The sequence below is a fragment of the Nitritalea halalkaliphila LW7 genome, assembly GCF_000265075.1.
Classification (GTDB): domain Bacteria; phylum Bacteroidota; class Bacteroidia; order Cytophagales; family Cyclobacteriaceae; genus Nitritalea; species Nitritalea halalkaliphila.
Map to the genome: position 1 here is coordinate 1 of NZ_AJYA01000010.1, position 26726 is coordinate 26726.

At 49.8% G+C, this 26726-nt stretch carries 25 protein-coding genes and 2 pseudogenes; 15 read left to right on the forward strand and 12 right to left on the reverse strand.

Annotation, left to right across the window (positions count from 1 at the left end; all coding sequences use genetic code 11):
• Nucleotides 1–582 precede the first annotated feature (582 nt).
• Genes A3SI_RS04125 through A3SI_RS21490 form a run of 7 tightly spaced genes read left to right on the forward strand, consistent with a single transcriptional unit; the run spans nt 583 to nt 4518 of the window.
• Nucleotides 583–1287: an SDR family oxidoreductase gene (locus A3SI_RS04125; protein WP_009053772.1), complete on the forward strand. Its 705-nt coding sequence runs from the start codon at nt 583–585 to the stop codon at nt 1285–1287.
• A 1-nt stretch (nt 1288) separates the two neighbouring features.
• Nucleotides 1289–3280: a (E)-4-hydroxy-3-methylbut-2-enyl-diphosphate synthase gene (gene ispG, locus A3SI_RS04130; protein ID WP_193782425.1), complete on the forward strand. Its 1992-nt coding sequence runs from the start codon at nt 1289–1291 to the stop codon at nt 3278–3280.
• Nucleotides 3281–3319: 39 nt separating this feature from the next.
• On the forward strand, nt 3320–3517 hold the full coding sequence (locus A3SI_RS04135) for a DUF6728 family protein (RefSeq protein WP_009053774.1): 198 nt from the start codon (nt 3320–3322) through the stop codon (nt 3515–3517).
• A gap of 15 nt (nt 3518–3532) precedes the next feature.
• Nucleotides 3533–3898, forward strand: a complete 366-nt coding sequence (locus tag A3SI_RS17105; RefSeq protein ID WP_050977372.1) for an ATP-binding cassette domain-containing protein — start codon at nt 3533–3535, stop codon at nt 3896–3898.
• A gap of 10 nt (nt 3899–3908) precedes the next feature.
• Nucleotides 3909–4049 carry an ATP-binding cassette domain-containing protein gene (locus tag A3SI_RS18060; RefSeq protein ID WP_083836439.1) on the forward strand — a complete coding sequence of 47 codons (141 nt, stop codon included), beginning with the start codon at nt 3909–3911 and terminating at the stop codon, nt 4047–4049.
• Complete coding sequence (locus A3SI_RS17110) at nt 4022–4375, forward strand: ATP-binding cassette domain-containing protein (protein WP_009053776.1); 354 nt, start codon at nt 4022–4024, stop codon at nt 4373–4375. Before A3SI_RS18060 ends, A3SI_RS17110 begins: the two co-directional genes overlap by 28 nt.
• Nucleotides 4376–4383: 8 nt before the next feature.
• Complete coding sequence (locus A3SI_RS21490) at nt 4384–4518, forward strand: hypothetical protein (protein ID WP_262491755.1); 135 nt, start codon at nt 4384–4386, stop codon at nt 4516–4518.
• 73 nt (nt 4519–4591) lie between these two features.
• Here the strand turns inward: A3SI_RS21490 and arfB are convergent, their stop codons facing one another.
• The 4 genes from arfB to egtB form a co-directional block, all read right to left on the reverse strand.
• Nucleotides 4592–5014 carry an alternative ribosome rescue aminoacyl-tRNA hydrolase ArfB gene (gene arfB / locus A3SI_RS04145; protein ID WP_009053777.1) on the reverse strand — a complete coding sequence of 141 codons (423 nt, stop codon included), beginning with the start codon at nt 5012–5014 and terminating at the stop codon, nt 4592–4594.
• Between the two features lie 76 nt (nt 5015–5090).
• Nucleotides 5091–5504, reverse strand: coding sequence for an L-histidine N(alpha)-methyltransferase (locus A3SI_RS20190; protein WP_009053778.1), 414 nt, complete (start codon nt 5502–5504; stop codon nt 5091–5093).
• A gap of 76 nt (nt 5505–5580) precedes the next feature.
• Nucleotides 5581–5829 carry an L-histidine N(alpha)-methyltransferase gene (locus A3SI_RS20195; protein WP_238531590.1) on the reverse strand — a complete coding sequence of 83 codons (249 nt, stop codon included), beginning with the start codon at nt 5827–5829 and terminating at the stop codon, nt 5581–5583.
• Between the two features lie 212 nt (nt 5830–6041).
• Complete coding sequence (gene egtB / locus A3SI_RS04155) at nt 6042–7196, reverse strand: ergothioneine biosynthesis protein EgtB (RefSeq protein ID WP_009053781.1); 1155 nt, start codon at nt 7194–7196, stop codon at nt 6042–6044.
• A gap of 197 nt (nt 7197–7393) precedes the next feature.
• Between egtB and A3SI_RS23120 the strand changes: the two are divergent.
• Nucleotides 7394–8800: pseudogene (locus tag A3SI_RS23120) on the forward strand (Gfo/Idh/MocA family protein).
• Between the two features lie 126 nt (nt 8801–8926).
• Here A3SI_RS23120 and A3SI_RS04165 read toward each other — a convergent pair.
• The 8 genes and pseudogenes from A3SI_RS04165 to nhaA all read right to left on the reverse strand — a co-directional run bounded on the left by A3SI_RS04165 (nt 8927) and on the right by nhaA (nt 20849).
• Nucleotides 8927–10864, reverse strand: coding sequence for a coiled-coil domain-containing protein (locus tag A3SI_RS04165; protein ID WP_009053782.1), 1938 nt, complete (start codon nt 10862–10864; stop codon nt 8927–8929).
• Nucleotides 10865–11827: a coiled-coil domain-containing protein gene (locus A3SI_RS04170; RefSeq protein WP_009053783.1), complete on the reverse strand. Its 963-nt coding sequence runs from the start codon at nt 11825–11827 to the stop codon at nt 10865–10867. It lies immediately after the preceding gene.
• 54 nt (nt 11828–11881) lie between these two features.
• Entirely contained in the window at nt 11882–12646 is a 765-nt protein-coding gene (locus tag A3SI_RS04175) for a hypothetical protein (RefSeq protein WP_238531591.1), read from the reverse strand.
• Nucleotides 12647–12861: 215 nt separating this feature from the next.
• The gene (locus tag A3SI_RS04180) at nt 12862–15654 is read right to left on the reverse strand and encodes a hypothetical protein (protein WP_156810160.1); all 2793 of its coding nucleotides are present in this window, start codon (nt 15652–15654) and stop codon (nt 12862–12864) included.
• Nucleotides 15655–15699: 45 nt separating this feature from the next.
• Nucleotides 15700–16311, reverse strand: a complete 612-nt coding sequence (locus A3SI_RS17115) for a hypothetical protein (protein WP_050977375.1) — start codon at nt 16309–16311, stop codon at nt 15700–15702.
• Complete coding sequence (locus tag A3SI_RS17120; protein ID WP_009053785.1) at nt 16298–17599, reverse strand: family 16 glycosylhydrolase; 1302 nt, start codon at nt 17597–17599, stop codon at nt 16298–16300. The genes A3SI_RS17115 and A3SI_RS17120 overlap by 14 nt, the downstream gene beginning before the upstream one ends.
• Nucleotides 17596–19158, reverse strand: coding sequence for a sugar porter family MFS transporter (locus tag A3SI_RS04190; RefSeq protein WP_009053786.1), 1563 nt, complete (start codon nt 19156–19158; stop codon nt 17596–17598). The genes A3SI_RS17120 and A3SI_RS04190 overlap by 4 nt, the downstream gene beginning before the upstream one ends.
• 312 nt (nt 19159–19470) lie before the next feature.
• A pseudogene (gene nhaA, locus A3SI_RS04195) lies at nt 19471–20849 on the reverse strand (Na+/H+ antiporter NhaA).
• A gap of 483 nt (nt 20850–21332) precedes the next feature.
• On the opposite strand from nhaA, the gene A3SI_RS04200 reads away from it, so the two are divergent.
• The 7 genes from A3SI_RS04200 to A3SI_RS04225 all read left to right on the forward strand — a co-directional run bounded on the left by A3SI_RS04200 (nt 21333) and on the right by A3SI_RS04225 (nt 26717).
• Complete coding sequence (locus A3SI_RS04200; RefSeq protein ID WP_009053788.1) at nt 21333–22034, forward strand: hypothetical protein; 702 nt, start codon at nt 21333–21335, stop codon at nt 22032–22034.
• Between the two features lie 180 nt (nt 22035–22214).
• Entirely contained in the window at nt 22215–22670 is a 456-nt protein-coding gene (locus A3SI_RS04205; RefSeq protein ID WP_009053791.1) for a carboxypeptidase-like regulatory domain-containing protein, read from the forward strand.
• 16 nt (nt 22671–22686) lie between these two features.
• Nucleotides 22687–22941, forward strand: a complete 255-nt coding sequence (locus A3SI_RS23125) for a hypothetical protein (protein WP_394330347.1) — start codon at nt 22687–22689, stop codon at nt 22939–22941.
• 632 nt (nt 22942–23573) lie between these two features.
• Nucleotides 23574–23885 carry a hypothetical protein gene (locus tag A3SI_RS04215; protein ID WP_009053793.1) on the forward strand — a complete coding sequence of 104 codons (312 nt, stop codon included), beginning with the start codon at nt 23574–23576 and terminating at the stop codon, nt 23883–23885.
• A 58-nt stretch (nt 23886–23943) separates the two neighbouring features.
• On the forward strand, nt 23944–24189 hold the full coding sequence (locus A3SI_RS18785) for a hypothetical protein (protein WP_009053794.1): 246 nt from the start codon (nt 23944–23946) through the stop codon (nt 24187–24189).
• On the forward strand, nt 24149–24709 hold the full coding sequence (locus A3SI_RS17125) for a GLPGLI family protein (RefSeq protein ID WP_202946844.1): 561 nt from the start codon (nt 24149–24151) through the stop codon (nt 24707–24709). Before A3SI_RS18785 ends, A3SI_RS17125 begins: the two co-directional genes overlap by 41 nt.
• A gap of 121 nt (nt 24710–24830) precedes the next feature.
• Complete coding sequence (locus tag A3SI_RS04225) at nt 24831–26717, forward strand: hypothetical protein (protein WP_040670126.1); 1887 nt, start codon at nt 24831–24833, stop codon at nt 26715–26717.
• Nucleotides 26718–26726: the final 9 nt, after the last annotated feature.

Below are 26726 nucleotides of genomic sequence, written 5' to 3' on the forward strand. Positions count from 1 at the left end.
TTGTGGGCTGCTTTTTTAATGGTTGATGGTTAATGGTTAATGGTTGATGGCGCTGTGGGCGTGGGACTTGGTGGGGGGTTGTTGTGTACTGCTTTTGAGGCGATTTTTTTAGACGGAATGGAGTGTAAGGCGGATGTTCGTTTGCTTTCTATTTTCGATGAGGAATGATCGATTGGGATCGTTTACTTTCGTTTTCTTTCTGTTTTCGAGGGTTTTGCTTTCGTTTGCTTTCGTTTGGTTTCTTTTTTATGTTCGATTATGATCGTTTGCTTTCGGTTTTTACCCGTAGCCAGGGATCCGCGGGCTAATGCCGCGCGGTTATCATGAGGTCCGCTCCTATGGAGCTCGGGGGGGGCAGCAGCTCGGGATTATAGAGGCCTAATTTTTTTTTTCGACTTAACGGTTTTATCCAAGCTGGAAACAGACGCGCTCTTTACAAGACAAACCTGCCGCGCCTGCGCCATTAACCATTAACCATTAACCATCAACAATTAATAATTACCCATTAACCATCAACCATGAAAAAACCATAACTTTGTGCGCAGTGAATAGTTGTCATACTAACTATTAAACAAGCATCTCATGAGCAAAAGCATCGTGGTTACCGGAGGAACAAAGGGCATCGGCCACGCTATCATCCGGAAATTTGCGGAAGCAAAATTCACCATTTTTACCTGCGCCAGAAACGCAGAGGACTTGAAGGCACTCCAGGCTGAAATCCAAAACGATTTCCCTGAAGCGAGCCTCCATACTTTTCAAGCTGATCTATCAGAAAAAGAGCAGGTGACGGCTTTCGCCAACTTTGTGCAAGCAAGCGCCCAGCCGGATGTTCTCGTGAATAATACGGGGGTGTTCCTGCCTGGAGCTATCCATGAGGAGCCGGAAGGCAACTTTGAACTGATGATGCACACGAATTTGTTCTCAGCATACTACCTCAGCAGGGCCTTTGCATCGGAGATGAAAGCACGCAGGTCGGGCTATATCTTTAGCATCGGCTCTATCGCTGGCATCACTGCCTACCCGAATGGAGGAAGCTATGCGGTATCCAAATGGGCCATGCTGGGCTTAACCAAATGCCTCCGTGCCGAGTTAATGCCCTATGATGTGAAGGTAACTTCGATCCTGCCCGGTGCCACCTACACGTCCTCCTGGGAGGGAGTGGAGCTGCCTGTGGAGCGATTTATGAAGGCCGAAGATGTAGCCGATGCCGTTTGGGCGGCCTACGCCCTCTCGCCTTCCTCCGTCATAGAAGAAATGATTATCCGACCACAACTTGGAGACCTATAACATGAAAGCCTTACTGCATAATCTGGATAGCTACTGTACCAGTAGGACGCGCTACAGCCGCCGGAAGACCATTCCCGTTCAAGTGGGACCCGTTACCATCGGTGGGGATAACCCTATCGTGATTCAGTCCATGACGACCGTGGATACAATGGATACCGGGGGCTCCATCGAACAGTGTATTCGCATGATCGAAAGTGGCTGCGAGCTAATTCGCATCACGGCCCCCTCCATGAAGGAAGCGGAGAACCTGGCTGCCATAAAGGAGGGCTTGCGCCAAAGGGGCTACCAAACCCCGCTTGTCGCGGATATTCACTTTACCCCGAATGCTGCCGAAATCGCCGCGAAAATCGTGGAAAAGGTACGCATCAACCCTGGGAATTATGCCGATAAAAAGAAATTTGAGCTTATCACCTATACGGATGAGAGTTATCAGGAGGAGCTAGACCGTATTCGTGAGCGCTTCCTGCCGCTCGTGCGTATCTGCAAGGAACACGGAACGGCGATGCGGATCGGGACGAATCACGGCTCGCTATCGGATCGCATCATGAGCCGCTATGGGGATACGCCACTTGGTATGGTGGAGTCCGCACTGGAGTTTTTACGCATCTGCGAAGAGGAAAACTTCCACCAAATCGTGATTTCCATGAAGTCTTCGAATACGCAGGTGATGGTGCAGGCCTACCGACTGCTGGTCCAAAAACTAGAAGAGGGTGGGTTCCAGCCATATCCGCTGCACCTCGGGGTGACGGAAGCGGGCGACGGGGAGGACGGGCGTATTAAGTCCGCCGTAGGTATCGGGACCTTACTGGAAGATGGACTCGGAGATACCGTTCGTGTGTCGCTAACGGAAGACCCTGAATTTGAAGCTCCTGTGGCGCAGGCACTGGTGGCGCGCTACGCGGGAAGGGCAGAGCATGCGCCCATTGCGGCGCCAGCCGCGTATCCTTACGATCCGTTTAGCTATAAAAAACGGGAAACAGTGGAAGTGGCCAACTTCGGCGGGGCGAATGTACCGCGTGTGATCGTGGATATGTCGCGCCTCGGTGACTTAAGTCCGAAAGAAATGAAAGCCGTGGGGCATTTTTACTTGCCAGAGCTGGACAAGTGGAAGATGAATGACCTCGGCAGTGATTATATTTACACCGGCGAGCAGCCGATTCCGTTTATGCTCCCGAATGGGATGAAGCAAATTCAGTCTTGGGAAACCTGGAAGCAGAACGCAGATCGTAAAAATAGCTTTCCGGCCTTTAAGGCGGCGGAGTGGCTGGCGCAAAGTGAGCTGCACCCTGAGCTGAACTTCGTGGAAGTGGACACGGAGGAACTGGCCGAGCTGCTGCCTGCACTCAGAGAGCGAAAGGATGTAGTCCTGCTCCTGGAAACAAAAAATAGCCATGCGATGCCGGCTTTGCGCGCAGCGCTGGCCACACTCATGGTGGAAGGCATTCAGGTGCCGGTAGTTCCTAGCCTGAACTATGGGGATCAAAGTGCCGATAAGACCATGCTCTATGCGGCGACCGATGTGGGCGGGCTACTGATCGATGGGCTCGGTGAGGGGGTCTTGCTACGTATGGCGGCCAAGAGTGCGCAGCCCCGTGAGCAGCTGCTGGATATGGTGAAGCTGCATAATTCGGTGAGCTTCGGCGTGCTGCAGGCGGCGCGCACACGGATGACGAAGACTGAGTATATTTCGTGTCCTTCCTGCGGACGGACGCTGTTCGACCTGCAGGAAACGACGGCGATGATTCGAAAGCGTACGGATCACCTGAAAGGGGTGAAAATCGGGATTATGGGCTGTATCGTAAACGGTCCAGGTGAGATGGCGGATGCTGATTATGGCTATGTGGGCTCCGGCAAGGGGAAAATTACCCTTTACAAAGGGCAGGAGGTAATCAAGCGCTCCGTGCCTTCCGAGCGGGCGGTGGATGAGCTGATCGAAATCATTCGCCAAGACAATAAATGGATAGAGCCGGAATTTAATCCGGAACAAGCATAAGCGCCCCCTTTCTGAGAAAGTGGGGCAGAAGGGAAAGTTATGAAAGAGAAAAGTAGGTTCGAAAAGTTCTTCGAACTAGGAGAAGTGGGGAGGTATTTTATCCGTGTTTTCGGTAAGCCTGACCCGAACCAAAAAAGTAATTTCAACCTGCGCATGATGCATGGGATCAATAAAATCTCCATTTTGGTGTTTTTATTTGCGATCGTCGTCTGGCTGTTGAAGCGTTTTGTATTTTAATTCGTGTAAACGTACATGCTACACGTTCAAGGGCTCGCTAAGACCTATCCCGATGGGACAAAGGCCTTAGCAGGGCTTTCTTTTTCATTATCGTCGCAGGTCTATGGCCTGATCGGCGCATCGGGCTCGGGAAAAAGTACCTTGCTCCGGATTTTAGCGGGCTTAGAAGCGCATGATGCGGGAGGAAGCGTCCACCTGGGAGAGGAGCTGCTGAAAGGACCGGATAAGCAACTGGTAGCAGGCATCCGGCCATACAGCTGGTGCACCAGGACTATCGCCTGTACCCGAATTCCACTGTTGAGGAAAATATTTTGCGCCCCTTACTGCCCTATGAAAAGGCCTACCGGGAGGAGCGTCTCGCGCGCTTACTGGGACTTCTAGGCCTGGAAAAATGGCGCCATCAGAAACCCGCGCGCTTTCGGGGGGGCAGCAACAAAAGGTAGCGATCGCCCGAGCGATGAGCTTGGAGCCGGAAGTGCTGCTGCTGGATGAGCCTTCACGGGTTTGGATGCGATTCAGAAGCGAGAGCTAATCGGGGAATTGCGTACGCTTTTTGCGCGGGAGCGCACTGTGGTCCTCCTGGTCACCCATGATGTGCTGGATGCGCAAGCCCTGTGTGAGCGGCTGTTCGTGCTGCGGCAGGGACGTATCCTGGAGGAGGGCCCCCTAGCCACGCTGATGCAGCAGCCTACTTTCACCTACACGGCACAGCTTTTTTCTCCTTTAAATGAATTAGGTGCTGGGCAGTATCTGCGGCCACATGTGTTGCGTTACCGCAAAATTGTCGCTGCGACTCCCGCTGCTGCTTCGGACGGGCATACGCTGACTGCACAGGTGCTGGACTGCGGCGGGAACTGACCCATGATGTGGTCACCTTAGCAGTAGCCGGACGGGAAACAGCATGGGAGCTTTGGGATGTGGCCCGCGCTCTGGAAAAAGGGGAGGAACTGCAGGTTTTTTGGAAGGCGCAGGATATTTTACACTTGAAAGATGTGCCTTAGGGTGTCGCAGCCCGCCGTTCCCTGTGCTACACCAGCTTCTGAGGAGGCTGCTGGTGTTCTTCCTTAGGGCTCTTTAGTCCCAGCGCTCTTGGCGCCACTGCTTCTTTTGGGCATGCTGCTTTTTATCTTGTAGCCGTTTTTCGATGGCACCTTTAGCCGGCTTGGTGGCCTTTCGGATGGGTTTCGGCGTACTTACCTTGCGGAGCAGTGCATAGAATTTTTTGATGCAGACTTGCTTGTTCTCTAGCTGGCTGCGTTTTTCCTGTGCATGCAGGTGCAAGACACCCTTTTGATCCAAGATTTTGCTTAACTTTTTCGCTAAAAAGGCCTTTTCTGGCTCTTCCAGAAGAGGACAGGCTTCCAGTTCGAAGTGCAAACTCACCCGGCTATTGACCTTGTTGACGTTTTGGCCCCCGGGCCCACTACTGCGGGAGCTGGTGAAGCGGAGGCAGCTGTCGAGGGCTTTCAGGCGGATTTTTTCCAAGAGTGTATGCATAGAGGGGTAACAATTTTCCAGCGAAAAGGATCAGGGAGCTTGCCGTTTTTTCTCGTGGCTCAGGGTTGGTGAGGGTTTATTCTCCGCCGGATTTTGCATGCGCCCAGAGGTTGAGGGAAAAGTATGCCTTTTGGTCCAGGAAGTGTGCTTTGGGCTGAAAGCCCGACCCCAAAGCCAGTTTTTCGAGTCCTTCCAGGCTGTATTTCTGTGAAATTTCGGTGTGGATGGCTTCGAAGGCCTGAAAGTGGATGGCCTGCCCCTGTATGTGGACGGTCTGTTCCTGCAGGCTGACCAGGAAGCTCTCCGCCGCGCCGCTCATGGGATGATAAATGGCCTCATGCAGGAACTGGTCGAGCTGAAAATCAGCTTGAAGTTCTCTGTTGATGCGCTGCAGGAGGTTCAAATTAAAGCGGCTGGTGATGCCTTCGGGGTCTGCATAGGCTGCGCGCACGGTTTGGGGATGTTTTTTCAGGTCTGCTCCCAGGAGCAAATGGTCTTTTGGTCTGCAGGCTGCTTGGAGGAGCTGCAGGAATTCTTGGTCGCGCGGGGGGGCGAAATTTCCGATGTTACTGCCCAGAAAGAGGAGGAGGCGGGGTTTTTCTTGTGGGGGGGAGCTGGCGCAAAGTCTGGAAGTAGTCCCCGGCGATGGCGCGGATGTGCAGCTGGGGGAGTTTTTTCTGCAAGTATTCGGTATTGATGCGGAGGATATCCTCGGAGATGTCGAGTGGGGTGTAGTCGATTTGGCGTCCCGCGCGGAGGCCGGCTTCGAGCAGGTGGGCCGTTTTCGTTCCATCTCCGGCCCCAAGTTCGAGCACTTCGATGGGCCGGAGGGGAGTTTTTGCCAGATAGCGGTGCTTTGATCGAGGAGGATTTCTGTCTCGCAGCGGGGCAAGTAGTAGCTTTCCATGGCCATGATTTCCTGAAAAATGCGGGAGCCTGCCTCATCGTAAAAGTATTTGGAGGACAGGGATTTTTGGGGCTTGGTAAGTCCTGCGAGGACCTCCTGAAGAAAGGTTTGCGACATGGCTTATCGGGTTAGGCGTAGGCCGCTGAAGAGCCAGCGGCTACCGGTGGGGAAAAAATTGCGATAGCTGCGGCGGCTGTGTCCAGCGGCGGTAGCGATGGAGCTGCCCCGGAGGACGTGCTGATTGCTCATGAACTTGCCATTGTATTCACCGAGTGCACCGGGCGCGATCGAGAAACCTGGATAGGGCAGGTAGGCGCTGTTCGTCCATTCCCAGACCTGTCCTTTTTGCAGCTGTGCTGCGGCGGCCTCCCATTCGAACTCAGTAGGCAGGCGGCAGCCTTTCCAGCTCGCAAAGGCCTGTGCTTCGAAAAAGCTGATGTGGCGTAGTGGTTCATCGGGATGGATTTTTTGGAAGCCGCTCAGCTGGTAGCTGTACCAGTCGCCGTTTCGTTTTTCCCAGTAAAGCGGCGCTTTCCAGTGCTCAGCCTTAGCCAGATCCCAGCCCTCAGCCAGCCAGTAGCGGAAATTTTCGTAGCCGCCCTCCTCTATAAATTCGATGTAGTCCCTGTTGCGGACCACCTCGCTGGCGATTTCAAAGTCGAGCAGATACACGTCGTGGGCTCTTTTTTCATTATCAAAGCAGAAGCCTTGGCCCTGGTAGCCGACGGTGTAGCGTCCTTCAGGGATGGCGATCCACTCGGGTTCGGGCAGGGCCTGAAAGGAGAATCCGGTTCCGTAGGCAGGCTTGGTAGGCTGGCTGCCTAAGATGTACTGGATGTCGTAGACGAGCAGCTCCTGGTGCTGCTCTTCGTGCTGAATGCCTATTTCCAGCGTGTCGAGGAGTTGCTCGGGCAGGTCTTTTTGTTTTAGCAGCAGATCGACAGCGGCGGTGATGGCCTTTCGGTAGGCGAATACCTCCGGCACGGTCGGGCGGCTTAGAAATCCCCTTTTGTCCCGTGGGACACGCTCCCCTTCATGGTTATAATAGCTGTTAAACAGAAAGGCATACTCGGGGTTAAAGGCTGGATAGTGCTTGTCGTAAACGCTTAGCAGGAAGGTCTCAAAAAACCAAGTGGTGTGCCCGAGGTGCCATTTTGGAGGGGACACGTCGAGCAGGGGCTGGGGGACATAGTCTTCCCTTTCCAGGGGCGCGCAGATCGCTTCTGTGCGTACGCGGGTGCGGAGAAAGTGCTTGTGCAGGTACTTTTGTCTCATGGTGGTAGGCCTTGGTGGTAAAGTAATGTACTATAATTATGGGGGGTGTCCAAAGGCTTTTTTCGAAAATTCCCGTCTGCTTCTTTGGGAGCTATTTGTTAAAGTTGGGAAGAAGCCATATTTTGAATGAAAATTTGGGAATTTCCACTTTCGGCGATGGTGGTAGTTTGGTTTTTTCAACAGTAAGCAAAGAAACTATGAAAGAAAATAGAAGGAGTTTTTTACGCAAGTCCGGCTGGGCTGGCTTGGGGATTTTTGGCTTTAGCCAGCGGGAGCCTGGGCCAGTCCGAGGCACGGGAAGCGATCCCCGATGCAGCGCGTCGTCCGCATCGGCAGCTGCATAATATGTGTGGTTTTCGGGCGCGGCGCTGGAGCGGGTTCGTGTGGGGGTGATCGGCTTGGGGATGCGTGGTCCAGGGGCTGTGGAGCGCCTGAGTAAAATCGAAGGGGTCGAGATTCGGGCGCTTTGCGACCTAATTCCAGAGAAGGTGAGCGCCTGTGCGCAAAGGCTGGCGGGAACGCCGCATCGGCCTTCACTTTATTCGGGAGGGGAATATGCGTGGAAAAAGATGATCGATGAGCAGGTGCTGGACCTCGTGTACATCGTCACGCCCTGGGAGTGGCACACCCCGATGGCGGTTTATGCGATGGAGGCGGGCGCTCATGTGGGGGTGGAAGTGCCTGCGGCCAAAACCCTCGAGGAATGCTGGCAGCTGGTGGAGACTTCGGAGCGCACACAGCGGCACTGTATGATGCTGGAAAACTGTTGTTACGATTTTTTCGAGCTGATGACGCTGAGCATGGCTCGAGACGGATTTTTTGGAGATATTTTGCATGCTGAGGGGCCTATATCCATGATTTGATGGAGCTGAATTTCGGGAAAAATACCTACGAAGGCATGTGGCGGCTTCGGGAGAATTTGCGCGACGGAAATTTGTATGCCACGCATGGTTTAGGTCCGATCGCGCAGCTGATGAACATTAACCATGGGGATCAGATGGCCTATTTGAGCTCCCTTTCTTCTGCGGATTTTCACATGGGGGCACGTGCGGAAGCCTTAGCGGCGGAGGATGCTTTTTATGCGCCTTTGCGGGCAAAACCTACGGCGGAAACATGAATACTACGCTGATCAAGACACATCAGGGGCGTTCGCTGATGCTGCAGCATGATGTGAGCAGTCCGCGGCCTTATTCGCGGCTGCATGTGATCAGTGGCACGGCGGCTACGCCCAAAAATATCCTTCGCCGAAAGTCGCTCAGGGGCATCGCTGGCTGACAGAGGAGCAGGTCAAAGCACTGGAAGAGAGGTACACGCCAGAAATAGTGAAAAAGGTGGGAGCCTTAGCGCGTCAGATCGGTGGGCATGGCGGGATGGACTTTATGATGGAATGGCGGTTAATCGACTGTCTGCGTAATGGACTTCCGCTGGATCAGGATGTGTACGATGCGGCGCTTTGGTCTGCAGTTTCTCCGCTCAGCGAGTGGTCTGTCGCTAACCGTTCGAACAGTATCGATGTGCCTGATTTTACCGGGGGCAGCTGGAAAACCAATGCTCCTGTGCCGATTACCTTAGCGGGTGGCGGCACGACAAAGGTGATCGTGTAGTTCGCGTTTAAGAGGGGGTGGCCATTTAATGGCAGCGTAAAGTAGCCGCAAGTGGGACATGGAAAAGGGTCAGGATTTTCGAGTAATCGAGCCTCCTGACCCACTTGTTCCCAGGCCTCAGAAGTGTTAGCGAATTTCTACGGAGAATACGCCCACTCCTGTAATGACGACAAAGCGATCGCCGCGTTCGTCATAATAGCAGCTGAAGGTGTTCGAGCGTGCAGGGGGCGAACCCCCTGTGAAAATCTCTTCCCAATCTTCCTCGGTGCGCGGGTCATACTTTCGGGTACCTGTGGGCTGACTAAATTCCTCTTCGTCCGCTTCTCGACTCGGGTTAAAACCACCGAAGCTATAGAAAACACCCCTGCGGTAGTCGTATGCGAAGTTTCCAGTTTCTTCGAAGTTCGAGTTTCTGGGAAGTAGGCGTCTGGTCGACCAGTCTCGCAGATCGATTTCCCAAATGTCCCGATGCCAGCAGAAATTACCAGATTCTGCAGACCAAGGAAGGGTTTCTTCATCAGCGCAGGGAAGATCTGCGGATCCACTGGCATTACCGAACCCATCGACGATGTACGCTCTGGTATAGTCCCGATTCGGGAAAATAAACCCACCTGCGCGTTTTAGTGGTTCGTTTTGGGAGGGTGCTCTTTTTTCTTTCCATTCCATGGTTTCAGTATTGAACGCGAAGGCTTGGTTCGTAACCATTCTTCTCTCCCCTCCCAGGAATCCATTCATGTAGGCAGGTTGTTTACTGACACCATCATAGATGGGATTTACCTCGCGGATACTCTGCTCGGGGAGTTCTTCCGGAGTGTACTCCTGCAAGGTGCCTTCCAGGCCTGTGATCTTAATTTCATAGAGTGTCTCTTGTGCATTTTCCCAAAACTGCACACAGCCACATTCAGGGTTGAATAGGGGTGTCCCAGTCAGGGTAAATGGTGGCCAGCGGTCCACATTAATGGCCCCTAGTTCATTTGTATTATAGTCGAAGAAGCCTAGAATCCGCTCGCGTGCATTTAAGAAATAAATTCTGCTAGAAGCTCTGTCCGCTGAGTAAGGGGTTAAGGCGATGGGTATACCACCGTCTCCAAATCCATCAAATTCAAGTAAAGGTTCCCAAACTGCAAAATTTAGATTGTTGAGAAAGTTTTCCAAGAGGGTAATCACCTGTAAACAACCTAACTTTAGTTGCGCGAGTTGCTCGGAGACTTCTTCTAACTGCATTGCCTCATCCTGCGCGGCTACGAGTAAATCAAAGAGCAGCGCCAGTTGTGCTTCGAAGGCTTCCTGGTTTTCGTCCAACTTGCTTTTAAGGCGCATATTATTGGTCTGAAAAGTCTCTATCTCTGTTAAGATACGTGCATGGCGTTCTTCCCATTCCCTCAGGTCGCCACGCAGCGCGGAGACTGCATCCATGACCTCCTGGATAAGCGTTAGTCGTTTTAATTTTTCTTGAATTTCTGAAAAGGCTTCGATCAAGGCCTCTACACGGGTAGCATCCTCTCCTAAACTGAGGGTGAGCTCTCGGATTTGAGCTTCCAGGGCTTGCTGTTCAGCATCCACAAATCCAAGCGCGGCGCGGATTTTTTCAGTTTCTGCTGCATGATTAGCCACTGCATCCCACATGTTATCCTGCGTCCGCCGTGTTAAAATCAGCGCTTGGTGTAGGGAGTCGATTTCGGCCATTAGGCTGCCGAGCTGCTGCAGCTGCTGCAGTTCACGGATGATATCCGCATAGTTTTCGAGAAGCCCATCCATATTCGCCTGGATTGCCTGAATGTCAGCACCCCGCTCGTTTAGAGCTACTCCTAAGGAGGTGAATTCTTCTACAATTTTTAAGATTTCTGCCTGTAACGCCATGACGCGCTCGAGCAGCGCTTGCCGTTCGCTGGCATTTGCACGCAGTTGCGTGATAAGCGCTTCAGAACGCTCCTGTAAAGCACTTATCTCCAGAATGACTTCTTGGTTTTCTACTAGAAGATCTTCTATCAGCCCTTCTAAGACACTGTTGTCTATCGTGCAACTGCCGACGACCAACATAAAGATAAAGAGTAACCGCTTCATTTACTGCTGATTTTCTTGGGCAAAGCGCTCGATAACTTCAAGGAGAAGCGCTTGAATCTCTTCACAGGCCTCTTGTAACTCGGCGATTTCTGCTAAAATGGCTTCGATATCAGCGCCATTTTGCAGCAGCTGTTCCATTAACCCGAAAATCAATGCGTTATTTTCTTCTAAAGCAGCTTGAAGCTCGGTTACCTGTGCCTCTAAAGCGGCAAGAGCCTCCTGATTGTCTGCTAATCCAGCTAAGATCTGCGCATAGACGTCTTCCCAAGCGTTTATATCTGCACGGAGTGCTGCGATATCTTCGATTAGCTGTCCGAGCAGTGCCAGCTGCTCCAGTTCTTCAGAAATAGTGGCGTACTGCGCAAAAAGCGTTTGCATGTCGGCTTCTCTGTTGGCGAGCTGAGCGCGGAGGGCGGCAAGGTGTTCTTCATTTTGCTCTGACTTCGCGCCGATAAAGGCGAGCATTTCTTGAATAAGTGCCAGCTCCTCATTATTCTGGAAGGTCATACTCAGGATTTCCTCTTGTAGTCCTCGGATCGTCTCTATTTCCATCCGCAGCTCTTCGATTTCGGCGATGAGTTTGCTTATTTGCTGCAGCTGCTCCAGTTCCGCCATGATGGACAGATAGTTTTCTTGGAGCAGGTCCATCTGCGCTTGAATGGCTTCGAAGCTGCCTTCCTGGTTCGCCAGCTGCTCGCGTAGAGCGGCCATGCCATTTAGGATTTCATTTAGTTCGCTCTGCAAGGCATTCACCAGATCCAGTAATTCATCACGCACGGCAGCGTCATTTTTCAAGTTTTCGATCAGGTCATCCGACGTTTGCTGTAAGCTTCTAGCGATGTTCAGTAATTCTTGATTCTGATTGCGTAGATTGATGATTTCATCGAGTAATTCATTATCCACTACTGTACAAGCAGTGCTGAAGCCTAAAAATAAGGCAAATAGAAGAGTAAAATTTTTCATAGTTATCTAGAAAAGGGTATAAATTCTTGGCTTTACTTAAGTGTGGCGCATTTCTTAACGCAGAAAGCGGCGGTACATAAAGGAGAGGCGTCCGAAGTGGTCGTTTTGTCTGTTGCGAGAGAGTCCTTCTCTATTCGGGTCGAAAAAGGTGTACAGAAAATTTCCTTCGACTCCTATGTCCTGCTTAGCACTTAGTCGGAACCAGAGGGTACTTTTTATCGGTACATAGAAGCCTTGTTTAATGGCATTAAAGCGGTAGGTAGTGTCTCCGATGGTGATATCCTCGGTTCTGTAGGTGAAAAGATAGCCAAGACCTATGCCTAAGTGGAGGTCGATCCGCTTTCTACTTATGTGATGATAGGCAGGAAACAGGCTGAGTGTAGGGACGATTTCGGCGGTGTAGCTTTGGCCATGCACCATGGGCTCCCGTCCGATCTGAATGCCTTCCTCATCGAGCAGCAGCTCGTGGCTAGCAAAGGGTTGGAAGGCGGCATTGGCCTGTAGCAGAAAATGCTCGGTGAAGCGCTTTCCGATGCCCAGCTGGAGGGTAGGCTGCCAGGTGTCCCGTACGGCATCATAAGAAGGCCGTGGAGCGGAAAAAAAGGTCCCCGTGCCGACGCCAAGCTGATAATGCCAGGTTTTAGGGCTTTTTTCACGATAAAAACTTTGCGCGAATAGCGCGTGCTGAAAAAGCAGTGTGAAACTGAGTAAAAATAGGGGTAGAATCAGGCTATTTCGCTGGGATAGGCGATGAATAAGGTTTGCGCTGAGGCTATTTGGCCACTGCATGCGTGGAAAAATCATATACGAGTACGACAAGATGGTAAACCAGAAGTAAAAGTAGGCGTTGAACTATGGCTGTAAAATTAGGCTAAAGGAGCTAAAAATTTCCTACGGATTTAGGAGTGTTCGTTTTCGGGAATGGGCGTAGCGATTTTCGCCATAAGTGCAATGCGGGCCCAGGTGGCAGCCAAGAGATAAAAAGAAAGCGGAGCCCTCGAAGAGGCCCCGCTTGGTGTTTGCGGTTCGCTTGTTTATCCCGCCCAGAGGACCTGAATTTCCCCTATGGAGCCATCACGAGAGAAAAGGGCTGCGGACCAGGCGGCATCCAAAATGAGGTTCTCCTGTCGATGGAGCTCTCGGCCTGCGGGATCCAGAACGCGCAGTGTGTGCCTTGCCGCCCCACGGACGTAGCGTATGGGCACTTGGCAGTAGGTGAAGGCCAAGCTGCCAGGAGCTAAATCCAGTATTTTCCCCTCTTCATGCACCGTATAATAGCTGAAGCTAGTGGCCTCGGTCAGCCACTCAGCGGGGCTTACCTGTGAGGGGTCGAAGCTGAGGCAGGCGTTTTTCACTTTGAGCCCGAGGAGCTGCCAGCGGGCTAGGATATCTTCCTTCACCTGGCCTGTCATACCGGGCTGCTGCGCCCCTCTGTGTGCGGGGGTATGGCTGTACGGATCCAGTGGAATAGCCCCATACTCTTCCGGTTTTTTGTGGCTACCGATGCCCGCATGGAGCACTTGCTGGTGCTTACGGAGGCTTTGGCGCAAGCCCGGTGCAAGCTCTTCCTGATCCAGTAGCGTGCATACCGCCAGGTGCAGCTTCGAGACCATGTGCCAGTAAATGCTTCCGAGGCCTTCGTAGGCGTAAAAACAGCCTGAGCGGCCCGTAAAGGCATGGTGGCGGAAGCACTCCTCGTAGGCGGCGGCCAGTTCTTCTTGCTCATTTTCGGGTAGGGAAAGTTCCTGCGCACGTGCTGTGAGCATGCGGCCATGGTAGAGGTCAGGATGCCAGTAGAGGCCTCCCTGCGGTGTGCGGGAGAGGATGCGCTGCCCCGGAAGTGTGGCCACTTTTTCTACCACCGGGTACTTGGCTATCCACTCGGGGCCCAGTTTGCTCTTCTCCAGAAATTCCGGGAGGGTGCGGTTCGGGTAGAGCAGGTAGCTGTTTTGGTCGGCTCGGTAAAGGGCGCTCTCGCGCAAGGTATCCAGCAGCTGAAGAGCTTCTTCGGGGCTGAGGAAGCCCGAGTCCAGCAGGGCCACCTGTCCCTCCAGCATCTCGTAGAGGTAGTCGATGTGAAGACGATTTTCCTGAAAGTGAAGGAGGTTATAGGCATGGTAGAGGCCATCTTTTCGGCGGCTGTGGCGCAGGGACTGGCGCAGGTAGCGTGCCGTAAGGGCGAGGAGCTCCTGCAGGGTTTCTCGTGTAAGGGCTGTACAGTGCCCGCTAAGCCCAGCATAGACCTGATCGCGGTAGTTTTGGCCGAGGAGGCCCATTTCGGAGACGAATTCCAAGCGCATTTCAGGGCTGAAACCGGTGAACAGTGCGGGCTCAAAGGTCTGGAGGCAGGCCAGCTGTGCTTCTGCAAACGCGGCGAGTTCATCCAAAAACAGGAATTCCTTTCGCTCGAAGCTTTCCAGATGGCGCTGCAGAAATTCGGTGTAGCGGAGCATGTGGGCGAGTGTTACCACGGAGGCGCCACTTCCCACGAGGGCATTATTCGCATCGTTCCACTCGGGGCGCTGGGTGTTCATCCAGATGCCGGCGTCGGGCACGAAATTACCCAGTTTGGTCAGCCAGGGAAGAAACAGTTTTTCGATCCAGCGGCTGCGGAGGAGGCTGCCGTCCGCCTGCCGGCGCAATTTGCCATCGGCGCCCAGCTCCTGATAGCGCTGCTGCAGGAGGGCTTCGGCTTCCTCATCGAAGGCGATCGTGTCACGCGGATTCGCTAAGATGGCTTCCCAACTTTTAATGCGGTAGGGCACATGGGTGGAGACGAGCAGGGCGCGCGTTTCCCATTCTTCTGCGTGGAGTAGCTGATGTGCTTCGGCACGTTCGAGCAGGCGGAGGAGATAGATGAGCTGATGGTCGCCCCAGTAACCGATGAAAGACCAGGGGTCTTCCGGCTCGATGACCTCCCAGTCGACGCCCAGCTGGCTGATGCGGTAAGGGTTATAGCCGTCGAGGGTGGAGGCGTTCAGGAACTTGTGGATCATGCCGGGCAGGAAATCCGGGAATGAGAGGGCGAGGGCTTCCCAGTTTTGGAAAATATCGCGCCAGTTTCCGGCGTAGGCCTTACGTCGGCTGCCGTCTGCTTCGCGCAGCTCGATGGAAAATTTATTCCAAGGGCGACTGGGGTCTCCATGTCGGCGGCTGAAGCTTAACGGTAAAAACTCCAGAAAGGCTCTTTCCAGGTCGGTATTTGGGTATGCATGTACGTGCTGGCGCAGTTCCTGATAACTGAGCTGTTCGGGAAGACTGTTTAGAAAGGTAGTCACTTCGGCGAAGAGGGCTCGATTTAGCTGCTGGATGTGGCGGCTAAAATCTGTGCGCTGCACCTGGTAATTTTCCTCGAAGATACCCCCTCGCATGTTGTTAAAAAGGACATTCGCATAGTGGCGGCCCGTGCTTAGGATATCGCCTGTACACTGCAAGCCGTCGGCTTTGGCCACCAGGAGTTTCAGCTGTTCGGTACTGTTCTGTAGCTCCTCTTCCAGGGCATGGAGTAGCTTTTCGGGGTGCAGGCGCAGGGCTTCGTTACGTTCGGCCACCTGTGCGGCGGAGCGTAGCATTTCGAAGCAGAGGTGCCAGGTAGCGCTTGTGTTTTGCTGTAGGTCGGGCTGGACTCTGAGGAAGTAGGCGCCGGGAGTGCCCGTGATCAAGGTCTCTTTTTCCACCTGCCCGCTGTGCTGAAAGCGTTCGAGCTGCAGGGCAGAGAGAAGCACGGATTTAGGCTGGCAGGCGAGCGGGTAGGCGATGTGTGCCTGTAGGGCTTCGTGGGGCTCTGCACGGTCCACGATTCCCGAGCTGAGCGAGAAAATCCCCATCGCTGTGAGCGGGGCGAGTTCTTGCTTGCGGTAGCGTTCGCCAAATTACTTTTTTTTCGCCTGCATATCCGAGGAAATACCGGGAGGGAGCAGTCCCTGCACGCCGTCGAGAAGATCGATGCTTTGAGTTGGATCGAAACTGCTTAAGCGGGTAAGCGTACTTGATCGAATAAAGCCAAAGGAGCTAGAAAAGCGCCAGGCGTAGGAAAAGCTCAAGCCGAGGTCATGGTTGATTTCCTCGAAATGCAGTTCATTTCCCCAAAGGCTTTTATAGAGGTGTCTTTCGATGGTGTAGAGTCCTCGGTAGCGATCGGAAAAGGGTGTCCAGAGCCGCACGGCCTCGCTATCTTCTATCCGAATGAGCGTTTTCGGCCCTACGCTTTCCGTGGAAGCCATGATTTTATCGTCTGTCGTGTAGGGGAAGAGGGCTTGCTCTTCATTGCGCCAGCCGGCGCTAAGTCCACCATTCGAGGCGATAAACAACCAATGCTCATCGGGGCTAACCAAGCTCATGAAAAATGGGGGCATGCGGTCCACCTGAGCGATCCGATAGAAAGGGACGCCGCTGCGGGAGATGATGCTCCCCTGCACCGGGTTTTCCTGTATGCGGAAGGGGCTATTTCCGATGTACAGGGGTTTATTTTTAGCGTTTTTCATACACGCGTACGTAGTCAAGGATAAATTGCTCTACTTCCATGTTCGGGTCTAGGCCTTTGGCACCGCCCCAGCCACCACCGATGGCTAGGTTTAAGATGATGTCTTGTGGGGTGTGGAAAGGCCACTCGCGCTCGTCGGCGATTTTATCGTACGTGTAGTAAGGCGTGTCGTTTACGAGCATGGTGATGCTGGTCGGCGTCCACTCCACGGCGTAGGTTTGAAACTCGTTAGCCATGTCGGCAACGCGCTTTTCGGCACCGATCTGGTTGCCGATTTTAAAATAATACGCAGGGGTGTGCACGGTGGCATGGGCAGTTCCGGCGCCCGTTTCTGGGTCGATTTCATAGCCTACGCTTTCCAAGATATCGATTTCACCGCAGTAAGGCCAGTCTTTTTCATCCACATAGGTATTGCCTAAGGTCCAGCCCGCGGCCCAGTTGCCACGTGATTTCGGGACGATGGCACGGAATTCTATTTTGCCATACTTAAAGGCCACTTTTCCGCGGGTGGTCAGACGTGCAGAGGTCCACGGGTGCGGGCCTGCCGCTTCTTTTCGGGCTTCTATGATCAGATGACCATTCAGGAGGCGTGCATTTTCGGGGCGGTTGGCGGTGTAGTACTGCAATTCATTATTTCCCCAGCCCCAGTTGCCGATATCGTAGGTCCACTTGCTTTCATCGATTTCGTCGCCATCGAATTCGTCCGACCAGACCAGTGTCCATTCGGTTCCAGAGGTGCGCTGTTCGAGCACATTTTCGGACTTTTTATGGGGTACTAAAAGAAGGAACTGCAGGTATTCTAGGGCAATCTCCCCTTGGTCGACGTGTACTTTCATCTTGTGCATGCCTGCACGGAGCGGGCTACCATCTACTGAGACCTCTTGCGCGCCAGCGCCGGATGCTAGGTGCATTTTTCCACTGATGTCATAGGTGCGGTCATCTGGATTATCGTAGTAATCTTCCACCCAGATGCTGAGGCTGTCCGTTCCCGTCACCTCTCCGCTGAGGCGCAACTGATAGCGTCCGGCCTCTGGTACTTCTACATCTAAGGCGATCCACTGGTCTTTTTTAAGCTGGATCGGGCCTTCTTCGGCTGCTTGCGCACTCATTTCCGGGGAAGAAGCGGCATGGAGCATGTGCGCAGGGATATGGACAAGGGGTGCGCTCAGCTCTTCCTCTTCGTTTACGAGTAATTCTGTTTTAGTTTCCGGGCTACAGGCCCAAAGAAGGGCAGCGCCTAGCATTCCCGCCAGGGAGCGGCGCAAGAGTTGGTTTTTCGCTCGTTTCATTTTTTAATTAATAGGTTTTCGAGTTCTTCTAAAGATTTGTTTTTGGTTTCAGGGACGGCAAATGATACAAAAACCAGGCCGATAGCGGCGAATGCTCCATAAATAAGGAAGGTGGTACTGCTGCCGAAAGTGTCTAGCTGCCAGGGGAAAAACTGTTGGACCAGATAGCTGATTAGGGAATTGATAAAGCCTACTAAGGAGATGGCCACCCCTTTAATTTGGATAGGGAAGAGTTCTGAAAACAGCACCCACATTACCGGGCCGATCGAAATGGCGAAGGAGGCTACGAAGCCCAAAATACCGATTAGAATTAAGGCGGGTTGTATGGTTATCGCTGCTGTCAGTGCTTCGGATTCATAGGTGAGGGCAGTGCTTTCGCCCAGGGTCGCGCGAAGTGCCCGCTTGAAGGCCACATCATTTTCGTAAGCGACACCGACCATGCTGCTGATTTGTTCTTGGGATATGCCTTCCGGCAAAGTGCTCACTGTGTCAGGGGTAAGCTGGTAGGTGGCCGAGCCAAATCCGTAGGCTAAAAGGGCCATGCACAGGGTAATGCCGCTTAATCCCAGTACCAGGAGGGGTTTTCTTCCCCAGCGATCAATGAATAAGATGGCCAAAACGGTAAAGAGGAGATTGGTAAGTCCGACGAGGATCGCCTGAATAAAGGCGGCATCAGTTCCGATGCCGGACTGTTCGAAAATCATGGGAGCATAGAAAAATACGGCATTAATACCTGTTATTTGTTGAAGAATGGCCACCACGATTCCGATGAGCAGCACGTAGCGGTAGGCGGGTTTTAGGCAGGCGAGCAAATTTGATTTTTCGGCTTCTTTGGCGGAGTCGCTGCCTTGGAGGGCCTGTTGAATTTGCTGCTTTGCATTTTCCACATCCGTAAACTGTTTCATGACGATGAGCGCCTGATCCGTTTCTCCTTTCATGACAAGCCAGCGGGGGCTTCGAGGGACGAAAAATAGGCCGATAAAGTAGAAGGCGGCGGGCAGGAACTCTACTCCTAACATCCAGCGCCAGTTCCATTTTTCAAAACCCAGCTGTAGGGCCCAGCTGCTGTCCGATGCGCCGAGGCGGAGGATGAGGAAATTAGAGAAGAAGGCGGCAGAGATACCGATGACGATGTTTAGCTGATTAAAGGAAACCAGTCGTCCCCGCATTTCTGGGGGCGCTATTTCTGCGATGTACATGGGGGCCAAGATGAGCGATGCGCCTACTCCGAATCCGCCCAGCATGCGCGCGATCACTAGGGTGAGAAAATCTGGTGCTAGTGCGGACCCGATAGCGCTAAGGGCAAAAAGGACTGCAGACCACTGCAGAACTGTTCTCCTTCCATAGCGATCACTTAGTGGGCCTGCCACCATCATGGCGAGGGTGGCGGTGAGTGTGAGGGAGGCTACGGACCAGCCCAGCTGCAGTTTGGTCAATTCAAATTCCGCTTCTATGAATTTTACTACACCAGAGATTACGGAGGCATCGAAGCCCATGAGGAAGCCACCGAGCGCTACGATGAGTGCAATCTTCACGGTGTACACTTGTGTTTTGGTCATGCTACTTTTGGGTTTAACATACAGGCGAATCGTTTTCAGCCGACTACTACAACGTTTTTGTAAAACACAGCTTTTTTCACTCAAAAAACCATTTTTAGACTACTACAATACTACTACAGGTGCCGATATCGACTTTCACATAAGTACCACAGGGCGGTTTTTTACTGATTTTTAACTTGTTATTAGTACCTGAATGAGGTGGGTGTTTTTTAGGGCGTGTAGAACGAGAACAGCCTCTTTAGAGCCAGCGTATGGAGCTGTTCTAAAGAGGCTGCAGAAGGGGATAGGATTTCGCTTGGAAACGTTGCTAATTTAGTAGGCCATTTCCTGATTTTTATCGGTGACCGACTCGCTTAGCTCATGCTCATTTTCTTCTACATCCATTTTTTGGATGGCATTTTTCAAGATCGCATAACCTGTTAATCCTGAGATGAAGGAGGCGAGCAGGATACCCATTTTCGCCTGTTCCATGTAGATAGGTGTTGTAAAGGCGAGGGAGTTGATGAAGAGTGACATGGTAAAGCCGATGGCAGCGAGGAAAGACACTCCGAGTAGCATTTGGGTCGTGAGACCCTGAGGCATTTTATAGAGCTTTAATTTAATTCCAAGCATGGATAGCCGAAGATGCCCAGGAGTTTTCCGATTAGGAGTCCGCCACCCACCCCGAGGGCTACGGGGCTGCTGATCATTTCCATCCAGTTACTGTCGATCACCACCCCGGCGTTTGCGAGGGCGAAGATGGGCATAACCACGTACACGACTAGGCCGTGCATGTTACGCTCGAGGAGCTGAAGAGGCGATACAGAGCCTTTCGAGATGCGCTTGATTTCGGCGATCACGTTTTCTTCATCGGTAGAAAGGAGGTATTTGTCTTTCTCCGCCTCATTTGCAGACTGGAATTTCTTGGTTAATTTTTGAATTTCACTGAGGTAATTGGCTTTGTTGATTTTACGGTTTGCAGGGATCACGAAAGCGGCCAGAACGGCGGCTATGGTAGCGTGCACGCCGGAGAGTAGGAAGGCGAGCCATACTCCGCCGATGCCTAATACGGCATAAGCCAAGACGCTACGAACGCCCAAGACGTTTAATAAGGCCATGAGGCCAAGTACTCCAGCGCCGATGGCTAGATTTCCCATGGATATTTCTGAGGTATAAAATAAAGCTACCACGAGGACGGCACCGATGTCATCGATGATGGCCAGTGCAGTAAGAAATACCTTCAGTTGGATAGGTACGCGTGGGCCTAGCAGATAGAGTACACCTAAGGCGAAGGCGATGTCTGTGGCCATGGGGATGCCCCAGCCGTTTAGGCTTTCAGGTGTGTTGCCCGTATTTAAGGCCACATAAATAGCTGCGGGGATGAGCATTCCCCCTATAGCGCCGATGATGGGCATTAATACGTTTTTGGGATTCGATAACTCTCCTGCTATGATTTCGCGTTTAAGTTCTAGGCCCACGACGAAAAAGAAGATGGACATCAAGCCATCGTTAATCCAAAGCTGTAGCGATTTATAGACGCTGAAATCTCCGATGGAGAAGCCGATTTTTTGGCTTAGGAGCCATTGGATGTGGCTATTCGCTGGAGAGTTCGCGAGTACGAGTGCCAGAAATGCGGCACCAAATAGAAGGAAGGAGCTGAAAGTACTTCTTTTGATGAAGCGAAGTAAGGGATTCAGCGCGGCGAATTGGATAGTCCTTTCGTCATGTCAAGGCATTTAATAGCAATAAATAGATAATAAGTTTTGCATTACGGGTTAAATGCAAGTGTGCTGTTGTTAAAAGGCTGTTTGTGTGCGTTATTTCGAGGCTTCTGACTATACGGGAGTTTTATTGAAATAGTTGTTAGGCGAAATGGATTTTTTTGATTGTGAGCGGTTTAATGAGCGGATAGAGGGCGTGGATGAATATTCGTATTGGTTTTTATGAAAGGGTTTAATTAAAGAAAGTAAGCTTTCTGCTTGTTGATTACTTTTAGTAGCTTTGCTTATGCAGGTTTTTCGGAGTCCTCTTTTAGGTAGTTATCGTACGGTGCTAGTTTGTGCGGTTTTGCTGCTCTTTTTTGGATGCACATCTAAAAAGGTGCTGAGCCCCCCACGGCTTTTCAGGGCGAGTGTCTGCGTGGGCTGACCTTCGAGGATGGGGATTTTGAGTCTTTTCAGGTCAGTCCCTCCCTTTTGCAGCTTGAAGGGCTGTTCGATGCACGTTCTTTAGCTATCGCTCAAGCGCTTGATCTTAGTGAAGAGTTGATTCAGCTAAAATCGGATACCATAGATTTTCAGCAGCGGGCTGCTTTAGAGACGAGACTTAATCGTCGGATTTTGAAGATGACCTTAGAGCTTCAGGCTTTGACGGCGGCGATTGATTGCGAGGAGGAGAAGGCGGAGCAGATAGCTTCTTTTTTAGAGCGCCGTCTGCGCCAAAGGGAGCGGAATCTCACAGTGGGAGCCATCGTGACAGGTGCTTTGGTGGGGATAGGGTCTGGTTTGGCTTTAGCCAGTGGGGGAATCTCTAATGACTGGGCGGAGATCATCGGAATTACTGGTGGGCTTATCGAAGTTTTTTTGGGGGTTTCGATTTTGCGCTTGGAGCGGCAAATCGCTATCGAGCATCCGCAAAATTTGCTACGAGACATTTATGATGGCGAGGAGCGGCCGTCTTACATTCCTGCTGCCATCTGGTTTTATTTTAATTATGCGGGTGTTCAGGATACGGGGAATAAATCGCTCCGGGAGCAGCTGGTGGAGCGCTGGGAAACGTATAACATTCAACTGTCGGGGGATACGGTTCTGTTTTCTGATGGAGGAGTGTACACGCCTGCTTTGCTACAGCAGCGTGCTGATATGCTGGACCAGCTTGCGAGTCTCAGCTGTCCTTGATTCATAAGGATCTTTTATATTTTTTAGCAGTAGTGGAGGGTATAAATCGGAATTAAATCTTCTTATGGTTTTTTAATTGTATGCTAAGGGCTCCTTAATGGGATACTAATGTGTCTCTAAAAACATTCTCTATTTTTCCGTCTACCTTTGTGAAGTAGAATTTTACTTGTTAAATGACTATTGCGCAGCCTCGTCGATGCACAAACGAAGCAAGGACTTCCTGGGGCGGTAGTCCGGGCGACAAGCAGCGACAAGGGAACCGTCACGGATTCAGAGGGTAAATTCGAGCTTTCTGAGCTGGCTTTAGCGGATACGGTACCTATCTATTTTTTGGGCTATAAGCCTACATCTCTACTTCCAAAGGAGAAATTTACAACCGTTTCTATGCAGCCGGATGAAACTAATTTAAACGATGTGATCGTGACTGGATTTGATACGCGCAGGAAAAAGTTAGAGAGCACGCATTCCGTGGTCACGGTTAGTGAATTGGATTTAAAACGCCATAACAGAACAAGTTTAGCACGGCAGTTTGAGGCTATGCCAGGGGTTCAACTTCGCGAAAACGGTCCTTTACGACAAGAGATTTCCATCCGTGGAGTGGGGGTAGCAAGCTGGATTAGGAAGCGCACGTATTAAATTTTACTGGAATGACATCCCTTTAAATGGTGTAGATGGAGGCTTGAATCTCTCTCAAGTAAATCCTAATAATATCGGCAGTGTTGAGGTAATTAAGGGGGCAGCTTTTTCCATTTTTGGCGCTTGGATATTCCGGAACATGTTGACCCCTTTTAGCTCCTCATTCCGGAGGATGTTGACCCTCTTTTCAAATGGTTTTGGTTTCTTAGCAGATTCTTTATCGCATCTGCTAACACGAATAATCTTATGGCTGGAACCCCAAAACCTATGAGTCAGATCAGACAATTACTGATACATAATTGACAAGGTAAAGGCATTAAAACCACTGCTCGTACGCTGGGTATGAGTATAAATACTGTCAAGAGTTATCTAGTCAAGCTGGATAAGCTGCTTTCGGATAAAGGTGCTAGAAAGCATACCCTTGATGATCTTTTACGGTTAGATGATCCTGAGCTTTATCATCTTTTTCATTCTAGCAATCCTGAACTACTTTCCATTCTTCAAGACTACAAAATCCCACACCTACGGAAAATATGGGGTTCGTCGAACAGATACCTAAATAAAGGGTTGTATCCAAGATGCCTGCTGCTTAAAATCATAAATGTACATCAATCCTTTAAGCTTCTTGATTGGTCTGATTTGACATAGTATTACTTTTAGGAGAAATTATTTTTTCACATTTTTCACCTATTTTCTTGTGTACAGTTTTTTTTTTTAGCTTAGGGGTAAGATTGAAATTAAAGATTGTCTTTAAGGGAGTACTTGGGTAAAAGTGCTGAAATTTTGCTTCGGCAGGTAATTTTATTCTTGATCTTCCTAGACTGTCCTGTATTCCTAATCGAAATACCCTATGAAAATTTTCTCAAATAGTAGTATTCTTACGTTGCTCCTGCTCGTATTCGCATGGGGTCCCTTGATGCTCAAATAATCCAAGAGGATTATTTAAAATATGCCATTGTTACGCACGGAGAAGACACGTGTACGGTTTCCTTAGCTTTCGCATATGATGAAGAACTAGAGACCTGGAAAGCTGTTGATTACAAGACAAAAGATGCTGTACGCTTCACTTCCATTGCGGCTACCTATGAAGAGGCTATACGCGATATAGAAGAAGGGATAGATGCTTTAGTCCTTAACCTTAAATTGTTGCCCGGGGATAATTTCAAAACAAAAAGTGATGAGGGCGGGCAGTATAAAGGAAAAATACAGTCATAATGTGGGTTAAATAGAGTTATTAACAATAGAGTAAATTTAGAAAATGTTACGTATTCGTATGAAAAAGTTATTCCTAATTGCTTTTAGCGTATTATTATCGGGCTTAGGGTGTCATCAAATATTTGCCCAGTCGCTTAGTGTTCTCTACACACAAGGTGATCAAGTGATTCAGAGCTATCGGCTATACGCAAACCAAGAGCAGTCCATTTTCATGTCAGAGGAAAGGAAAGGTTTTATGGAACTTTCGGATGAATTAGATGCTCATGGATTGCCTGATGGAGGTTTTTTTAGTTTTGGGTGGTAAAGAAAATTACATATTAAAAATGTATGCGCTTTCCAAATTGAATGAGTATGTCAATGATCACTATGGTGATTATTATTTAATCGAGGATGATTTAGGAATCATGGAATGGGAAATAGGGGATGAGAAAAAGACCATTCTTGGGTTTACCTGCGTAAAGGCTACCACATTTTTTAGGGGTAGGCACTATGAAGCATGGTTTTCGCCTGAGATCCCCTTTAGCACCGGTCCATGGAAAGCAGATGGTCTACCGGGTTTGATTTTGGAGCTGAGAGAAGAAAATGGTATGCTGCACTTTACTGCTTCCAAAATTAATTTTCACGAAGAACTAGTAGAGTTACCAGTACCTACATTTAAAAATGTTAAAAAAATATCCGCTCGACAATTTTCAGATCTTGTTTGGAAACAAGCGGAAGAAAAATTTAAATTTATTGAAGCTCAACTTAGGAAAGAAGGAAGTAATATTACAATTACAGTTAATCGACCGAAAGATGAGTCGTTGGAGATATTTGATGAGCATTAGTTTTTTTTGTTTGATTTGGTTTTATTGGTGTTTGTACGTATGAAACATAGGTTATAATTACTTGTGCCTACCTTAACATGTAGTTTGATATACTTATGTTTTGTCTGTGGGGCCCGTATTTATGAAAAATATCATCTTCTGTTTTGTTATTTTCTTGCTGATTTTAGTTCGGTCGAATGTGTTTGCACAAAGTTTTGATTTTAGAGCTGTAGTGGTCGATGAAGAAAATAACCTATTCGTAAAAAATGTAGTGGTTCAGTTGGTTAATACTGAATACTCCATTTTAAATTTTTCCAGGTCGGCTGAAGATGGATCTTTTATATTTAAAAACCTAAATGTAGATACCGATTATTTATTAATTACCAATCATCTTAACTATCAATCGGATACTATCCCCATTGCAGGAGAGAAGAGTATGACGATTTTTCTTAAGCAAAGAATTAATGCACTTCCTGAGGTGATCGTAAGAGAGGAAAGACAAAGTTACCAGAACTTGGGTGACACAACAGTTTTCGATGTAGCCTCATTTGAAGATGGTTTTGAGCGTAGCGTAGAAGAAATTATAGCAAAGTTACCAGGCGTAAAGGTAGATGAGTCAGGTCAAATTACATTCAGGGGGAAAACTGTATCTAATGTTTTAATTGATTATGACGACTTGTTCGGGAAAAAGTATGGTAGAGGAACGAAAAGTTTAAACCCTAAATACATTACCGAATTAGAGTTTATTGATCGTTACGAAGAAGAGGATTTGATACGAGGCGTTTCGAATAGTGATAAACTTATCCTTAACCTAAAATTAGCCGATGAATTTAAAATTGCTGTGTTTGGAGATGCGCTTTTAGGTTTGGGTATTGCGTCTCGTTACATTGGGAAAGCTAACGTGTTTTCGTTTACGGAGAAATCAAAAGGATTGATTTTGGGTGGTGCGGATAATGTTGCGTATCAAAATCTCGGCTCAGCCTTAGAAAATGAAGCAATGGGTGGCGCTTTCGATGACTTCCATTTTAACAGGAGGCTTAGCAGAAGAAGTGGGTTTAATTTCTATGGAAAACCCGGTCTTCCTACTGAACTGCAGAGTTTGAATGTCAATAAGTCTGTTACTGGTTCATTGCTCAATAAGGGTTCACGATTGAAAAGTGATCTTAAACTTTCCTTATTTAGTGTAAGGAATCAGTTTGATCAATTCGAGAGTGTTAATTTATTAGGAGAGGAAGAAAATGTTTTCACCAATAGTTTTTCCGACATTGTCCAAAATTTGGGAGGGGAAATATTCCATGGACTCGTGTTTAATACTTCTGCAACTAGTAAAATAAAAATACACTCTGAGCTATCCCTTAAGGATTTTCAGACTTCAAGTCTGAGGACCACCGCAAGTAACGAAGGGTCCCTACCTACTTTATATTTTACGCCTGCTAAAGTATTTAGGCAGGCCCATCACTTAGAATATCTCCATCAGAATAAGGACCTAAGTGTTTTTCATTTTCAGTATACCTTTTTAAATCAAAGCGTTGAAGAGGACTCATTTCACCAATTTTTGCGGTCCGTTCAGGCATCTGAAAATACCTTGGGATTACAGCCCTTTACTCAAGATTTATTTCAATCGGGTATCGATCATGCAGCTGAACTTAGGTGGCTGAAGTCCTTTAATCCAGCGACCAAAGGGAAGGTTAGTGCTGGTTTCCGTGCTTTGCAGGATAGGTCTACAGCTCAAGTAGCTATTCAGCAAAGTCCAGAGCAAATAGATAGAGAATTTCAAAGTGATTTTAGCAGGCAAATCTTCGAAAAATATCTTGCATCGACGCTGGTAAGAGATATCAATAAGAAGTCTTCTTTTGCCATGTCTTTGGAAATGAGCACCGCAGAACTGGAATCGAAAAATGAATTGTTACTGGACTTTGCCTCTAAATTTCAATATCAAGCCAGCTCATCAACGGCTTTTTTTCTTTCTACTTCTTATTTTAGGAAACCCATAGATGCTTGGGATATTTCGGGTCTTTCCTATTTGTGACTTACACTT

Coding starts and splice junctions, on each gene's coding strand:
- A3SI_RS04190 (WP_009053786.1), bottom strand. CDS start 19,158: ATGACCAAAACACAAGTGTACACCGTGAAGATTGCACTCATCGTAGCG.
- A3SI_RS04170 (WP_009053783.1), bottom strand. CDS start 11,827: ATGAAAAATTTTACTCTTCTATTTGCCTTATTTTTAGGCTTCAGCACT.
- A3SI_RS18060 (WP_083836439.1), top strand. CDS start 3,909: ATGGCGCCATCAGAAACCCGCGCGCTTTCGGGGGGGCAGCAACAAAAG.
- A3SI_RS04125 (WP_009053772.1), top strand. CDS start 583: ATGAGCAAAAGCATCGTGGTTACCGGAGGAACAAAGGGCATCGGCCAC.
- A3SI_RS04180 (WP_156810160.1), bottom strand. CDS start 15,654: ATGGGGATTTTCTCGCTCAGCTCGGGAATCGTGGACCGTGCAGAGCCC.
- A3SI_RS04135 (WP_009053774.1), top strand. CDS start 3,320: ATGAAAGAGAAAAGTAGGTTCGAAAAGTTCTTCGAACTAGGAGAAGTG.
- A3SI_RS17115 (WP_050977375.1), bottom strand. CDS start 16,311: ATGAAAAACGCTAAAAATAAACCCCTGTACATCGGAAATAGCCCCTTC.
- A3SI_RS04215 (WP_009053793.1), top strand. CDS start 23,574: ATGGGGTCCCTTGATGCTCAAATAATCCAAGAGGATTATTTAAAATAT.
- A3SI_RS17120 (WP_009053785.1), bottom strand. CDS start 17,599: ATGAAACGAGCGAAAAACCAACTCTTGCGCCGCTCCCTGGCGGGAATG.
- A3SI_RS17125 (WP_202946844.1), top strand. CDS start 24,149: ATGGATTGCCTGATGGAGGTTTTTTTAGTTTTGGGTGGTAAAGAAAAT.
- egtB (WP_009053781.1), bottom strand. CDS start 7,196: ATGAGACAAAAGTACCTGCACAAGCACTTTCTCCGCACCCGCGTACGC.
- A3SI_RS18785 (WP_009053794.1), top strand. CDS start 23,944: ATGAAAAAGTTATTCCTAATTGCTTTTAGCGTATTATTATCGGGCTTA.
- A3SI_RS17105 (WP_050977372.1), top strand. CDS start 3,533: ATGCTACACGTTCAAGGGCTCGCTAAGACCTATCCCGATGGGACAAAG.
- A3SI_RS04225 (WP_040670126.1), top strand. CDS start 24,831: ATGAAAAATATCATCTTCTGTTTTGTTATTTTCTTGCTGATTTTAGTT.
- arfB (WP_009053777.1), bottom strand. CDS start 5,014: ATGCATACACTCTTGGAAAAAATCCGCCTGAAAGCCCTCGACAGCTGC.
- A3SI_RS04165 (WP_009053782.1), bottom strand. CDS start 10,864: ATGAAGCGGTTACTCTTTATCTTTATGTTGGTCGTCGGCAGTTGCACG.
- ispG (WP_193782425.1), top strand. CDS start 1,289: ATGAAAGCCTTACTGCATAATCTGGATAGCTACTGTACCAGTAGGACG.